14 protein-coding genes are annotated in these 15,037 nt (G+C 35.9%); 4 read left to right on the top strand and 10 right to left on the bottom strand.

Annotated elements, in window-relative coordinates:
* Positions 1 to 12: 12 nt before the first annotated feature.
* A complete protein-coding gene (locus tag BD847_RS15810; protein WP_115889232.1) occupies positions 13 to 825 on the bottom strand; it encodes an SDR family NAD(P)-dependent oxidoreductase in 813 nt (270 codons plus the stop codon).
* A gap of 79 nt (positions 826 to 904) precedes the next feature.
* On the bottom strand, positions 905 to 1,492 hold the full coding sequence (locus tag BD847_RS15815) for a TetR/AcrR family transcriptional regulator (protein ID WP_115889233.1): 588 nt from the start codon (positions 1,490 to 1,492) through the stop codon (positions 905 to 907).
* Positions 1,493 to 1,743: 251 nt separating this feature from the next.
* On the opposite strand from BD847_RS15815, the gene BD847_RS15820 reads away from it, so the two are divergent.
* Both BD847_RS15820 and BD847_RS15825 read left to right on the top strand, forming a co-directional pair.
* A complete protein-coding gene (locus tag BD847_RS15820; protein WP_115889234.1) occupies positions 1,744 to 2,232 on the top strand; it encodes a GNAT family N-acetyltransferase in 489 nt (162 codons plus the stop codon).
* A 7-nt stretch (positions 2,233 to 2,239) separates the two neighbouring features.
* The gene (locus BD847_RS15825) at positions 2,240 to 2,722 is read left to right on the top strand and encodes a MarR family winged helix-turn-helix transcriptional regulator (protein WP_115889235.1); all 483 of its coding nucleotides are present in this window, start codon (positions 2,240 to 2,242) and stop codon (positions 2,720 to 2,722) included.
* Positions 2,723 to 2,821: 99 nt separating this feature from the next.
* Here the strand turns inward: BD847_RS15825 and BD847_RS15830 are convergent, their stop codons facing one another.
* The gene (locus tag BD847_RS15830; protein ID WP_115889236.1) at positions 2,822 to 3,256 is read right to left on the bottom strand and encodes an META domain-containing protein; all 435 of its coding nucleotides are present in this window, start codon (positions 3,254 to 3,256) and stop codon (positions 2,822 to 2,824) included.
* Positions 3,257 to 3,479: 223 nt separating this feature from the next.
* Between BD847_RS15830 and BD847_RS15835 the strand changes: the two genes are divergently transcribed.
* Positions 3,480 to 4,568: an NAD(P)H-dependent flavin oxidoreductase gene (locus BD847_RS15835; RefSeq protein WP_167443871.1), complete on the top strand. Its 1,089-nt coding sequence runs from the start codon at positions 3,480 to 3,482 to the stop codon at positions 4,566 to 4,568.
* Positions 4,569 to 4,663: 95 nt separating this feature from the next.
* Here BD847_RS15835 and BD847_RS15840 read toward each other — a convergent pair whose 3' ends face one another.
* From BD847_RS15840 to aspT, 5 genes are all read right to left on the bottom strand, one after another.
* On the bottom strand, positions 4,664 to 5,869 hold the full coding sequence (locus BD847_RS15840) for a porin (protein WP_115889238.1): 1,206 nt from the start codon (positions 5,867 to 5,869) through the stop codon (positions 4,664 to 4,666).
* 18 nt (positions 5,870 to 5,887) lie between these two features.
* Positions 5,888 to 7,228 (bottom strand): anaerobic C4-dicarboxylate transporter family protein, encoded by a 1,341-nt coding sequence (locus BD847_RS15845; protein WP_115889239.1) that lies wholly within the window; start codon positions 7,226 to 7,228, stop codon positions 5,888 to 5,890.
* A gap of 78 nt (positions 7,229 to 7,306) precedes the next feature.
* A complete protein-coding gene (locus BD847_RS15850) occupies positions 7,307 to 8,356 on the bottom strand; it encodes a type II asparaginase (RefSeq protein WP_115889240.1) in 1,050 nt (349 codons plus the stop codon).
* Between the two features lie 58 nt (positions 8,357 to 8,414).
* Positions 8,415 to 9,824 (bottom strand): aspartate ammonia-lyase, encoded by a 1,410-nt coding sequence (aspA, locus tag BD847_RS15855; RefSeq protein WP_115889241.1) that lies wholly within the window; start codon positions 9,822 to 9,824, stop codon positions 8,415 to 8,417.
* A gap of 79 nt (positions 9,825 to 9,903) precedes the next feature.
* Positions 9,904 to 11,580 carry an aspartate-alanine antiporter gene (gene aspT, locus BD847_RS15860; protein WP_115889242.1) on the bottom strand — a complete coding sequence of 559 codons (1,677 nt, stop codon included), beginning with the start codon at positions 11,578 to 11,580 and terminating at the stop codon, positions 9,904 to 9,906.
* 311 nt (positions 11,581 to 11,891) lie between these two features.
* Here aspT and BD847_RS15865 point away from each other — a divergent pair, with 311 nt between their 5' ends.
* Entirely contained in the window at positions 11,892 to 13,514 is a 1,623-nt protein-coding gene (locus BD847_RS15865; protein WP_115889243.1) for an NAD-dependent malic enzyme, read from the top strand.
* Positions 13,515 to 13,520: 6 nt separating this feature from the next.
* Here BD847_RS15865 and BD847_RS15870 read toward each other — a convergent pair whose 3' ends face one another.
* Both BD847_RS15870 and BD847_RS15875 read right to left on the bottom strand, forming a co-directional pair.
* A complete protein-coding gene (locus BD847_RS15870; RefSeq protein ID WP_115889244.1) occupies positions 13,521 to 14,291 on the bottom strand; it encodes a DUF2490 domain-containing protein in 771 nt (256 codons plus the stop codon).
* A gap of 197 nt (positions 14,292 to 14,488) precedes the next feature.
* Complete coding sequence (locus BD847_RS15875) at positions 14,489 to 14,971, bottom strand: hypothetical protein (protein ID WP_115889245.1); 483 nt, start codon at positions 14,969 to 14,971, stop codon at positions 14,489 to 14,491.
* Positions 14,972 to 15,037: the final 66 nt, after the last annotated feature.

Genomic DNA, 15,037 nt, shown 5'->3' on the forward strand with positions numbered 1-15,037 from the left:
TCAGAAATCAAATTACCCGTGAGCTGCGACAGAAACGTCTGCCCATTCTTCCCAGGTTGCAAGTTTTTGTTCGTAGGTTTGTTTAGCAAATGGTAAGGCTACTTTTCCTAAAAATAAACGTAAAGGAGGGTTTTCGGCTTCGACTAATTTTAAGATGGCCGGAACGGTAGCACTAGTTTTTCCGAAAGTTTCAGGATCATGTCCTTCTGCGATTGCTTTTTTGATTCCGTCATAGGCATCGATGCTTTCGCTGATAATTCCGTTGCCCCAAATATCGGTCACGTAGCCGTTTGGCTCGACTAAAGTAACGTTGATTCCGAATTGTTTCACTTCTGAAGCCAGCGTTTCAGTAAGACCTTCAACAGCAAATTTAGAAGCATTATACAAACCAATTATCGGTAAAGTAGCGATTCCTAAAATAGACGAAACCTGAATAATATGACCATTTTGTTGTTTTCTCATAATTGGCAATACCGCTTGCGTTAACCAAAGCGTACCAAAAAAATTGGTTTCGAATTGATCTCTCGCTTCCTGTTCTGTAGCTTCTTCTACAGCTCCGTTTAAAGCATAACCTGCATTATTGATCAGGATATCTATAGTCCCAAAATGCTTTTGTACTTTTTCTACCACTGCAAACGACTCTGAACGGTTGTTTACATCTAGTTTAAGAGGAAGAATAGCGTCTCCATATTGTGCTTTTAAGTCGGCTAGAGTGTCGATATTTCTTGCTGTTGCGGCAACCTTATAACCTTTTTCTAAAAATGCTTCTGTCCAGGCTTTTCCAAAACCTTTTGATGCTCCTGTAATTAAAACTGTTTTTGACATGATGTGTGTTTTTAAATATTAATGTGTTTTTAATGGATATAATTTAATGACCGAACGGTCATTTTTTAAATAAAAAAAATTAGAGACTATTTTCCTCTATTAAAATTTTAAGGGTTTTTGAGATACTTTTCATATTATCGTTAATTCCGGACATTCGCGACATTAAATGGCCACCTTCCAACATGGCAAACATTGCGGTCGCAAATTCGGAAGCATTCCAGGATGGCTTGAATTCGCCATTTGCAATTCCTTTCGTAATTAAACTTTCCAGAAGTCGTTGCGCCGATTTAATAGCATGGTTTACTTTTTCTTTTATAATCGGATTGGTGTCATCTGCTTCTGTACCAAAGTTCAATAACGGGCAACCACCAATAACGGGCGGGTTTAAAGGATTGCTGAAAAAATCGATATAAGTAATTAATTGTTCTTTTGCTGTTTTGCTTTTGCTCATAGCTTCCTGAAGTTTGCTATTCAGTATTTTCATATTATGATCAACCGCTGCACAGGCAAGAACATCTTTATTCTCAAAATGAACATACATGCTTCCTTTTGATAATTTGGTAGCTTCCATAATGTCGCTCATAGCGGTTGCTGCAATCCCTTTTGTATTAAAAATAGGAGCCGCTTTTTCTATGATAAATTGTCTGGTTTCTTCGCCTTTTGACATGATAGCTTTTAATTAACGGTACAAATATATGACCGATTGGTCATAAAAACAAATATTTCTTCCTTTTTTTTGAAGTATGGAATTGTATTTTGCTGTAAAAGAAGTATTTGTTAAGAATGTTTTTCGTTTTTTAGATCAATTATTTTAGTTGCTTTATGAGAGTCTATCAGGGTTAGTAACGCATAATTAACATTAAATATTTTTATTTATGTATTTAACTACGTAGTTTTGTGTAATAAAATTTTAATACTATGAAACCTGTAATTCTTCCAGTAGAAAATAAATATGAAAATGTGATTGCTGATTTGATCATCAATATTCAGCAGAAGGAATTTGGTGTCCCAATTACTTTAGAAGACCAACCGGATTTGTTTGACATACAAAACTTTTATCATGCCAAAGGTGGGGGATTTTGGGGTGCTTTTATTAATGATGAATTAGTAGGTACAATTGCTTTGGTGAAGTTTGACCAAAATGACGCAGCGATTAGAAAGATGTTTGTAAAGAAAGAATTCCGCGGAAAAGAATTTTCGATTGCTCAGAAACTATTAGAGACTTTAATTGCGTATTGCAATGCAAATGAAATCAATGATTTATATTTGGGAACAGTATCGATATTAAAAGCTGCTTTGCGTTTTTATGAAAAGAATGGTTTTGTTTATATCGAAAAAGAAAATCTTCCGAAAGCTTTTCCGTTAATGAGTCCGGATAATACTTTTTGCCATTTAAACCTTAAATAATCAACAAATGAATATTATAGACGAATCAGGAATTCTTGCTATTTCGACACGATTGCAGCGCCTCAGCGAGCAATTGCGCAAAGATGGCGCATTGGTATACAAATCGTACGGAATTGATTTTGAACCCAAATGGTTTCCGGTTATTTATACGTTGCATTATAGAGATACTTTGAGCGTGGTAGAAATTGCCAATGAAATAGGATATACACATCCTTCGACAATAAGTTTACTTAAAGAGTTGGAAAAACAAAAGTTGATTCGTTCCAAAAAAGATAAAATCGACGAACGCAAAAGGTTGATTCAGTTAACTGCAAAAGGGCAAGAACTAATTACGCAAATGAAACCAGTTTGGGAAGTGATGAAAAGCGCACTTACTGAAATTACGGACAATCAGAACAATTTGCTTAAAGCAATTGAAGAAGCCGAAAATAAAATAATGCATCAGAGTTTTTTACAAAGAGCATTACAGCTGCAAAGTGAGGGAGAGTGATTAGTGGTCAGTGATCAGTGAACAGTGAAAGTAAACGTCAATTTAGTATCTATTTTTTTACTGCTTACTAATCACTGTTCACTGATCACTAATCTACAACTATTTAGTTACTTTTTTGAATCGCATTGTTGGGATGTTATTCGTAATTAAATTAAGCTTTCCATCTTTATCAATCGAGTAGGAGTCTACTTTTTTGATTGTTGATGTAAAAACTTGTTCGCCACCGCCTTCACAATACATTAAAGTTGCTGGGCCTTGTTCTCCAAAAGTCAATGATTTTCCTTTTAATGTAAAAGGAGCAGTGTAACCATTACAGCCTGCATTTCCAAAAACCTGACCGGTACTCTGGTCAAATTTGATATACGGTTTTTTGTCGGGAAATAAGCCGTCAAAAGCAATACGTGGCCCTGTGATATATTCCAGTTCCCAGGAAGTATTGTACAAATCGGCAGTTTTTGTAGTGTCTTTCATCGTGTTACAGGAATTAAATGACAGTGCCAAAACAGAAACGAATAACAGCATAAAATTTTTCATAAAGTAAGATTTTAGAACATAAATTTAAAGATTTTTAATCGATTTTAACCTATAATTTCTATTAAATTCAGGGTTTTTCATTATCAAATTTGTATTAAATTGAAAAAAATCTTTTGGAGTTATGTTAAGAAATACCAGTAATGAGATTAAAAATGATTGCGTAAAGAATGTATTCGATTTCTTAACTTTACAATAATAGTTAAATCGAGTTTTAAAATTATAAATGATGTGGTACAATACAAAAGCAACCGAAATACTCGGAATCAAATATCCAATCCTACAAGGGCCTTTTGGTGGTAATTTGTCAACGGTAGAATTAACAGCAACGGTTTCGAATGCCGGCGGATTAGGCGGTTACGGTGCTTATACAAATAGTCCGCAAGAAATTTTTGAAATTGACAAAAAGATAAAAGCTGCAACCGATAAGCCTTATAATATTAATCTTTGGGTTTCCGATCATGATATTCCGAATTCTGGTTTAACCGATGCGCAATTTGATAAAGCGTTGGCTTTATTTAAGCCTTATTACGATGAAGTTGGCATTCCGTTACCGGAAAAACCGACACCTTTTCAATCCAGATTTGAGAATCAGTTAGAAGTTATTTTAGCGGTTCGCCCAAAAGTTTTCAGTTTTATGTTTGGTGTTCCATCCGCTGCTATTTTGGAACAATGTCGAAAACTGGGAATTGTAACCGTTGGAGCTGCAACAACTTTGGATGAAGCCATTTTTTTAGATAATAGTGGAGTAGATATGATTATTGCTTCGGGTTTTGAAGCTGGCGGACATCGACCTTCTTTTTTAGAATCATCAGAATCATCTTTAACCGGAACCTTTGTATTGTTGCAATTGATGTGGGAAAAAATCAAAACGCCAATTATTGCCGCAGGAGGCATTGCAGATGGAAGAGGCGTTGCTGCGGCTTTGACTTTAGGTGCCAGTGCTGCACAAATAGGAACTGCTTTTCTGGCTTGCGCCGAATCAAATGCTTTACCTATTCACAGAGAAATGTTGTTTTCTGATGCGGCAAAATATACCACTTTATCTCGCGCTTTTACCGGTAGATTAGGGCGTGGTTTAACGAGCCGTCTTGCAAAAGAAATTAGAGGAAGTGAAAACGATATTTTGCCATTTCCATTGCAAACTACCTTTATTGCTCCATTAAGAAAGGCAGCGATTGAACAACAGAAATGGGATATGATTTTATTCTGGGGAGGACAAATTTCGCCCATTTTAAAGCATACCAAAGCAAAAGAATTAATGAATTCGCTGATCGAGGAAACTACAGTTTATTTTGAGAATTTAAAGAGCTGATTTCATAACGTAGCATAAAAAAGCCGCTTCAGGATTGTGAAGCGGCTTTTTTATGCTTGTTTTATTTTGCTATGCTAATTTATGCTGTTTTAAAATTATAAAACATTTAATGGCGCTACAAAACCGAAGGCCAAAAGTCCTGTTGTATAATCTTTTACACCAAAGGCAGATTCTGCATAATTGGTGTAATTGTATTTTCTGGCAGTATAAGCCAAATAGAATCTTAAATTAATATCTTTAAAAGGAATGTACTGAACGGTCGGAATCAGGCCGTAGCTGGTTGATAATTTTGAAGGAGCATTTCCGTCAGGATTATCGTTCCAGGAATGATTACTGTTCATTACCGTTAAAAGTAGATTTACTTTTGGTGTAACCATGTATTCCGCTCTGATCCAGTTTTCGAGATAAACTACTTTTTGAGCGGCATAAGGATATTGGCTGCTCACAATACTTGATACAATTCCTAAACGATCCAGACCTTCATTGCGGTATTGGAAATCGTAATAAATAACGAATTTATTACTTGGTACAAATTTATTTCCCAAAGCAATATAGTTCATGTGGGCTCCTTCGGCTTCGTTGAAAAAGCTATAACTGTAAGTAGTTTCAAATTTTCCACCGAAAAATTTCCCTCTCCAGTTTACTACTGCCGCCAATGGATATTCGGAAGGATTGATATCCGGTGGTGCTGATGTGCCATACTGTTCCTGATAGGTTTTTGTACGCGAATTCAAAACCTGAAGTGAAAAGGAATGATTTCCATTTTCTAAGGTATGTGATATTCCGGCACCCACTAAGAAGTTGTCAGCATATTCAATTACATCATTATAGGTTAAGATGTCAATTGGGTTGAAGTCAAATTCGTAACCACCCCAGTCGGCACATAATTTTCCGACAGTGAAATTGGTTCTAGGCGATAAATCTACTCTGATAAATGCTAAATCTACCGCACGGCTGATATTATCAAGATTTCCGGGAACCGGTTCTCTGGTATATCTGTTACGGAATCTGAAATATACTTTATCGTGAATTTTTCCTTTGATCTCAAATCGAAGCTGATCCACATTAAAATGGGATATGTCATGATTTCCATCTGTAAAATAGCTGTTGTAAGCCATTCTGGAATTGAAGATAACATCAATATTTTTCAGTAATGATTGTTTGGAAACAGGGATTATGGGAGTAATCGAATCGGATTGTATGGCGTTTCCTTCATCTGTCTGTTTATGCATTTGATCGCCTTGTCCCATTACAATAAACGGGACTAAGGCAAATATTATTGGTAAAAGATATTTTTTCATAATTAAGATTTTTAAGTTTTATAATACAAAAGAACCTATCAAAAATCCTACGGCAATAGCGACACTTATGGTGACGACACCCGGAACGAGAAAACTATGATTGATAACAAATTTTCCTATTTTGGTGCTTCCCGTTCTGTCAAAATTTATTGCTGCCAATAATGTTGGATAACCCGGTAAAACAAAATCACTGTTTACAGCCGGAAAAATGGCGATTAAAGCTGATGGCGGCAATCCTAATGCGATTCCTAAAGGCATCATTGTTTTGGTTGTGGCGGCCTGACTAAACATAAGGGCGCCCATTATGAAGACTGCTATAGCAAAGGTCCAAGGATGTTCAGATACAATTCCGCCAAGCGCTTTTTGCATGGTGTCATTGTTTGCATGCATGAAGGTTGAGCTCATCCAAACTACTCCAAATACAGATACTACTGCCGATGCCATAGAAGTAAAAAGACTAGCTTTTGTAACCTCAGTTGTACTTGTTTTAGTAATTAGCATCATGGCAGCAGCGGCACTTAGTGTAACAACACTAATTACGGTCACCATAGTTAATGAGCCGTCTGCATTTACGGCCAATGTTTTTTCTCCAGGTGAAAAATGAGGAACTAAAGCTGGAAATGCACCCGCAATTACAATAAGAATGATAGCGCAGCCAAAAATTAAAACTGAGGTTTTTGCACCTGGTTTTAATTGCGCTTGCGTTCCTTCACTACTTGTATTCATGGTTTGTGCGAATTCCGGATCTTGCATTTTTTCAATAAAGATAGGATCATCATTTAGTTCTTTTCCTTTTTTGAAAACAGAGAAACAGCCAATCAGTATTCCGATAATGCTGGCAGGAATACAAATAGACATAATATTGACCAAAGCTCCGGGATAGGCTAGAATTACAACCAGAGCTGCTGTTGCGGCACTCATTGGACTTCCAGTTAAGGCAATATGAGAAGCAATAACAGAAATACTTAATGGTCGTTCAGGCCTAATTCTTTTCTTGGCAGAAACTTCAGAAATAATAGGAAGCAACGAATAAACAATATGCGCAGTTCCCGCAAATAAGCACAAAAAGTAAACTGTAAATGGAGCTATGAAAGTAATGTTCGAAGGATTACTCCGAATGATCTTTTCGGCCAGTTGAACCAGATAATCGAGCCCACCGGAAGCTTGCAATGTTGCAGCAGTGGTTACAATGGCCATAATAATCAACATTACATCAAGTGGAGGATCTGTTGGTTTTAAATTGAAAACAAAAATGAAAATCAATAATCCAACCATTCCCATTACTCCCAGACCAATTCCTTTCATCTGTGATCCAATAAGAATCATCCCGATAAGAATTATAAATTCAATCCAAATCATACTTTAAATTTTTAGATTATTACTATTTAATTCGGCATTAAAGAAAACAGGTTGAGAGGTTTTCTTTTTGTAATTCAATTAATAATCAAAGAAATTTTGTTGGATTTTTGCTCTGTCGTTTGTTTCTGTTAAAGACAACATTAACAGCACTCTGGCTTTTTGCGGATTTAAATCGTCAGCTACAACAAAACCAAGTTCAGCATCTTTTACTTCATTATCTAAGGTAACTCTTCCGGATCCTGCTCTTGCAGAACGGCAAACGATAATCCCTTTTTTAGCAGCTTCAGCAAGTGCTTTTCCTACGGGAGCGCCAAAGTTTCCGTTACCCATTCCGGCATAAACGATTCCTTTTGGTCCTGAATTGGTTATACAATATACACTATTGGCATTTGCATCAGCATATCCGTAAACAATTTCAACCTGAGGAAGTGAATTCAATTTTGTAACATCAAATTTTTTGGCTGGATTTCGTAAAGACTGATAGTAATATTTTACTTTTCCATCATAAATCAAACCAATCGGACCGTAATTTCGGGATTGGAAAGTTTCTATATTAGTAGTACTCGTTTTGGTAACATCTCTTGCATCAAAAATCTTTTCGTCCATAGCAACGATTACGCCTCTTGTTTTGCTGCTTTCGTCTGCTGCAACAACTACTGCGTCCAAAAGATTTCGGTTACCATCCTGACTCATCGCAGTTGACGGACGCATTGCGCCCACAAGAACTACTGGTTTGTCATACTGTACTGTTAAATCTAAGAAATACGCGGTTTCTTCCTGAGTGTCTGTTCCGTGCGTTACTACAACGGCATCAGCTTCATTGTTTTTGAAGATTTCGTTAATTCTTTTAGTCAATTTTAACCAAGTCACAATATTCATGTCCTGGCTTCCAATTGAAGCAATTTGTTCACCGGTGATTTTACCGTAATTATGAATCTGGGGAACGGCATTCAATAAATCATCGATAGGTACTTTACCTGCAGTATAAGCTGCTTTTGTAGAAGAATCTCCTGAACCGGCAATAGTTCCTCCGGTGGCAAGAATAATGATTCTTTTTTGTGTTGAAGCAGTTTGAGCATAAGAGGTAAAAGTCAAAATAGATAAAACGATTAAAATTATTTTTTTCATGGTTATATTTTTTTGATTAAACAATCTTGGTTTATTCGTGAGTCTGATTTTATGAAATCTAAGAGCTTATAAATTTTGGATTGATTAAGTTTTCCAATGAATAGATTTCATCCCATTTTTCCTGTGTAATCAGTTTACGCTCAACCACAGCAATCTGGTGTACACTTTTTCCTGTTTTTAAAGCTTCGCCTGCTATACTGGCACTTTCTTCGTATCCGAGAATTGGATTTAATTGTGTCACAATTCCGATACTGTTCATTACCATATTGTAGCAGTGTGTTTCATTTGCAGTAATTCCGTTAACGCATTTATCAATTAACACCTGAATGGCATTTGACAAATAATCTAAAGAAGTAAACATTGCAAAAGCAATTACAGGTTCCATAACATTAAGTTGCAATTGTCCTGCTTCTGCTGCTAATGTTAAAGTTAAATCCTGTCCAATTACATAGAAACAAGTCTGATTAACAACTTCCGGAATAACAGGATTTACTTTTCCAGGCATGATAGATGAACCAGGCTGACGCGCAGGCAGATTAATTTCGTTTAAACCAGTTCTTGGTCCAGAACTTAGTAAGCGTAAATCATTGCAAATTTTAGAGATTTTTACAGCTGTTCTTTTCATGGTTCCCATAATCTGAACGTAAGCACCGGTATCGACAGTAGCTTCAATTAAATCTGGAGCAAGAGTTAGCGGAATTCCAACTTCTTTCGCCAGATAATTAACGCATAATTCCGGATAACCTTCTGGTGCATTTACTTTTGTACCAATGGCTGTTGCTCCCATATTAATTTCCAGAAGAAGACTTTGAGCATCTTTTAATCGTCGCACATCTTCACCAATTGTTGTGGCATAAGAGTGAAACTCCTGTCCTAAAGTCATCGGTACGGCATCTTGTAATTGCGTTCTTCCCATTTTCAGAACTCTTTTGAATTCTTCACCTTTTGCGGCAAAAGCTCTTTCAAGATTTTCAACCGTTTTGATGAAACTATCCATTTTTAGATAAAGAGCAATTCTGAATGCAGAAGGATAAGCATCATTTGTCGACTGTGAACAGTTCACATGATTATTGGGATGCAGGAAATTGTATTCTCCTTTTTTATGACCTAAATACTCCAGACCAATGTTGGCAATTACTTCATTGGCATTCATATTTACAGAAGTTCCGGCGCCACCCTGAATTAGATCACTCACAAATTCCTGATTAAATTTGCCTGCAATAACCTGATCACTTCCATAACAAATGGCTTCGGCAATTTTTGGATCCAATGCACCACAGTCTCTGTTTGCCATTGCAGCGCCTTTTTTTACATACCCTAAAGCTTTAATAAATAAAGGTTCTTTTGAAATTGGAATTCCCGTTATATTGAAGTTTTCAACCGCCCTAAAAGTCTGGATTCCGTAGTATAAGTGATTCGGGATATCCAATTCACCTAAAAAATCGTGTTCTTTTCTTGTCTGTGTCATAATGTATTGAAATTTAATTAATTAATTTATTATCGAATTGCAAAAATTTTCAATTTGTTAAAACATAAATCAGTAAGAATCAAGTCATGATTCCAACAATAATGGGACCCCAGGCGGTAAGGAGAATATTGCCCAGAGCATATGGAATGGTATAGCCTAAAACAGGGAATTTACTGGCTGAGGCATCCTGAATGGCTTTTAATCCTATTGTTGAGGTTCCGGCGCCTGTTTGTGCACCAAGAAGAATAATAGGATTTATTTTAAGAATATAACGGCCAAAATACAGCCCGATGATATGCGGAATAATCGCTACGGCAAGACCGGCAAATATGATACTGATTCCCGTTTCGCGAAGTGCAGAAATAAAACTTGGTCCCGCGGCCAAACCTATAAGTCCTATAAAAGTGGCGAGGCCAACATTATCAAATATCCACAAAGCAGGCTCCGGAATACTGCCAAAAAATGGAGTTCTGGAATGTAGCCATCCAAATATAAGACCCATGACCAAAGCGCCTCCGCTGGTTGTTAAAGTTATAGAAATACCAAAAACAGTAACAGAAAGTAGTCCTAATAGACCTCCCAAAACGATACCCAATCCAACAAATATAATGTCTGTTTCAGGGCTTAAACGGTCCAAATAACCAATTTCTTTTGCGGCTGCTTCGATATTTGTCTTTTTACCGGAGATTTTAAGAATATCTCCTTTATTTAAAACGGTTGATGGATCCAACGGAATTTCATGATATTCACGCATAATCTGATCAATCATTAAACCATTGAAAAAAGTACAATTACGCAATTCTTCGACTGTTTTTCCGGCTATATTTTTATTGGTTATCGTAATATCCATATTGGCCAGAGGGAAATTCAACAACTCTTCGTCCAGAACTTCAGGACCTATAGAAGGCATGCTGTCCAGAATTATTCCGTGTTGCGCCATAACAACCAAAACATCGTTTTCTCGTATAATGGTATCCGGTTTAGGATCGATTAGTTTTTTCTTATGACGAAGACGTTGTACAATTATTCTAAGACCCGGTTTTGATTTTTCAAATTCACTGATAGTTAATCCAATGCATTTTTCATTAGTTACTTGGTAAGCTCTTATAATCCAACGTCTGTAAGCACTGCTGGTTCCGGGTTCGTATTCAACTTCTCCATTTATTGTTTTACCTAATTTGGCACTTTCTTTAGCTAAATCAATTCCAAGTAATTTTGGAGCTATTGCTGTAAGAAAAAATACAAACGATGTTGCTCCTGTTAAATAGGTTACTGCGTAAGCGACAGGAATATTATTGATGAGTCTTGTTTTTTCAAGATCCGGAAGGTCAAGATGACTTATGGCATCTGAAGCGGTCCCAATTACGGTTGATTCTGAAAATGCTCCTGCCAAAAGACCAGCAGCGGTGCCAACATCGTATCCTAACATTGTTGAAACTGCATAAGCTACCAATAGACAAGAGGTACATATAACAACGGTCAGCATCAATTGTGGTAAAGCATTTTTTTTCAGCCCCTGAAAGAACTGTGGACCAACTTTATATCCCGTTGAAAAAAGGAAAAAATCAAAAAATATGGTTTTAACGAGAGGGTCGACTTCGATACCAATTTGGCCAATTAAGACTCCTGCAAATAACGTTCCTAAGACGACACCAATTTTGAATGAGCCAATCTTAATATGTCCAAATAAAAATCCTAATGCTAAGGATAAGAAAATAGCTAATTCAGGATTCTCTCGAAGTATAGTTGTAACCATATTGCTAAATTTTATTTAAGAAACAATATTTGCTAAAAATCAACTGCTTAGAAAAAAAAAACAAAATTTAGATTTGGGGGATTTTTTTTCTAAATTTTGATTAAAGGTAATAATTTTTTTAATAATTTTATTAAAACATAAAAATAAATACCTGTATTTCAGTTGTTTATTAATTTAGGTTTGAAGTGATCGTTTTTTGTCCCATCCAATGTTATTTTTCCGTTTTTATTGTATTAAATTTTTATTAAGCGGAATGTTGATTTTTTAGTTCAGAAAAACTTTGATTAAATAAGATCTTAAATACTTAGAACATGGAAAAAGATTACGCAAAGGGTTATTATTTACTCTATGATCCTAATAATAATAAAGGAACAGCTTTCAGCCATTCTGAAAGAGAAGAAGCAGGTTTAGAAGGATTACTGCCTGAAACTATAGAAAGTCTTGAAACACAAATTCTTAGAGTGGACAGGCAATTGGAACATTTTGACAAGCCAATAAATAAATACATGTATTTAATGAATTTGCTGGACAACAATGTGACATTGTTTTTTAAAACAATCATGAGCAAACCATCAAAATATTTGCCTTTGGTATACACACCAACAGTAGGTGAGGCCTGTCAGAAATTTGGATTGCTTGCAACACGACCTCGGGCAATTTTTATTTCGATAAATCAAAAAGACAGAATTAAAGAGATTTTAAATAACTGGTGCCACCCGGATGTTCATTTTGCAGTTGTTACTGACGGTGAGCGTATTCTAGGACTTGGTGATCTTGGTATTGCGGGAATTGGAATTCCTATGGGAAAACTGATTTTATACACAAGTTGTGCCGGAGTGCCGCCTGAACATACATTACCTATAGTCTTGGATGTGGGTACAAATAACGAAGAATTCTTAAACGATCCTCTTTATCCCGGATTACGACAAAAAAGAGCGACAGGAAAAATATATGACGATTTTATTGAAGCTTTTGTAGTGGCTATAAATGAATGTTATCCAAAAATATGTATTCAGTGGGAAGATTTTGGAGGTGTAAACGCAATTAGGATTCTCAACAAATACCGTTATAAAATTAGTACTTTCAATGATGATATTCAGGGAACTGCAGCAATTGCGACAGCAGGTTTTATAGCAATAAGCAAATTGCTCAAAAAATCATTCAAGGAACAGCGTTTTCTTTTTTTAGGTGCTGGTGCAGCTGCTTCGGGAATTGCAAATATGCTGTTGCAGAAATTTCGAAAAGAAGGTTTGAGCGAAGAAGAAGCAGTAAAACAAATCTGGATGTTTGATATTAATGGTCTGATTGTAAAATCGAGAACAGATATTGCGGATCATCAAAAGCCTTTTGCGCATGAAATTGAAGGAACTGATGATTTTGCTGACGCCGTTCTTAAAATAAGACCAACCGCTATTATTGGCGTTAGTACAATTGGTGGTGCATTCAATCAGCGTGTAATAGAAAACATGAGTTTGGTGAATGAACGTCCTGTCATTTTTCCATATTCAAATCCAACTTCACATTCCGAATGTACGGCCGAAGAAGCATATAAATGGAGTAAAGGCAAAGCTATTTTTGCCAGCGGTAGCCCATTTGCGCCGGTAACTTACGATGGAAAAGTGTTTAAACCCGGTCAGGGAAACAATGTCTTTATCTTTCCAGCAATGGGATTGGCTATTTTTGCAACAGCTGCCAAAAGAGTGACGGATGAAATGCTTTTAATAGCAGCGGAATCAGTAGCAGATCATATTTCTGATGAAGATTTTGAAAACGGACTCATTTACCCGCATGTCGACGATATTCTTGCAGTATCAATTAATGTTGCAGAAAAGATTGCCGAAGAGATTTTTAACAGCGGTCAAGCTGGCGTTGAAAGACCCGACGATATTCGCAGTTTTATATTAAGTAAAATGTATACTCCCGTTTACAGATAATAAACGTTATTCATCTCCTGAATTTTCTGTAGTTGAAGGCGCTTTTTTTCGAATGCTGGTGTTCAGATAAAAGAACCATCGAATCGTATGGTTCATGTCATACTGATAGCCGGAATATTTTTGTTGGTACACATTCATATAACCAAAATCAAAACTCCATTTGGGATTGAAGGTATGTCTGATTCCGATAAAAAATCTATTTTGGTCGAAAGTATTATAAACTGCTTCTTTTCCAAAATTTAAAAGAATTTCATCAGAAAGTACCATCGACGGAAGTTTTGGATTATTAAAAATGCGAAAGGTAAAACTGCTGAGGTAACGAAACCTATTGGTAAAACGTACTTGTCCGCTTTCCTGATCGTTTACAATTTTTTCCTGCCAGCGTTGTTCACTTCGAAGTCGTTGCAAGATAGAAACATTTCCAAACTTCACATTCAGTTGTGCTTGTTGATACAGTCTGTTTTCATCTGCAAAAGTACTCCAGTCGGGATTTGTCGGCGCAAGCCACATATGTGCATATCCAAGATTAAGTGAAACATTTGAATTCGGAATATAACTAATTCCGCCTCTGATAAAATAGAAACTGTCATCGGCAACAAAATCATTTCTTCTTATATGAAAATCGCCTACAATGCCCCAATGATCTGCAAATTTGGTAACTGTATTTATAGATACCCAGGTTTGAACTTGATGGTTGATTTCTTTTTCTTGCGGAGTCTGCGCAGTCAGGAATAAAGGAAAAAAAGCAATCAGCAATGGAGTAAAAACGTTCTTCATAATTAAATTATTAGAAATTAGTTTTAATGCTATAGTGAATTTCTTTTCAATCAGTAAAACGGTGATATGTAGTAAGATATGTTGTAAAGATACTATTAATGGCGGAATATTTGTACATAAAACTTGAGCTAATTTTATCGAATTGCAAAGCGTAAGTGTTCCGTTTTTAAAGATATAAAAGGAACAACGCTTCGGAACTATGTTGTAATGTAAGCCTTGGTTAAAAGAAAAATTATTAGAGTAACATAATAGAGAAGAGTAGCAACGATTGCAAAAATCATATGTGCAAAGAATAATTGGGCAAAATAACCTGTAAAGTTTATTGAAGGCTGATAATGGGTCAGTTTAAAAATGATCATCCAGCTGATGATTCCAATTACACCACTTATAACCCCCAATAGTAGTCCGCTAAATATTGAAACCGGCAATATGTCTTTTGCCCAAATAATATGATAGGCAAACACAAAGAAAAAACCAACAATATAATGAAACAGCCATCCCATGTTTTTTTTGGATTGAATGGAAATATTAAAATGAAGTTCGGATAAAACGGAGCTTAATAAAACGGGTTCTTTGTATAATTCTCTGAAATTTCTCGACATTACATAACTAAACCATGTCATTGCGGATGTCGCTCCAAATGAAATTAGAATTAGCTGCAGTAGGACAAATATATCCATGAGATTATTTCTTTATAGAATAGTAAAGTTAAAATCAATATCTCGATTTTGATTATAAGATTGTAG

This window comes from Flavobacterium cutihirudinis, from assembly GCF_003385895.1.
GTDB classification, from domain to species: domain Bacteria; phylum Bacteroidota; class Bacteroidia; order Flavobacteriales; family Flavobacteriaceae; genus Flavobacterium; species Flavobacterium cutihirudinis.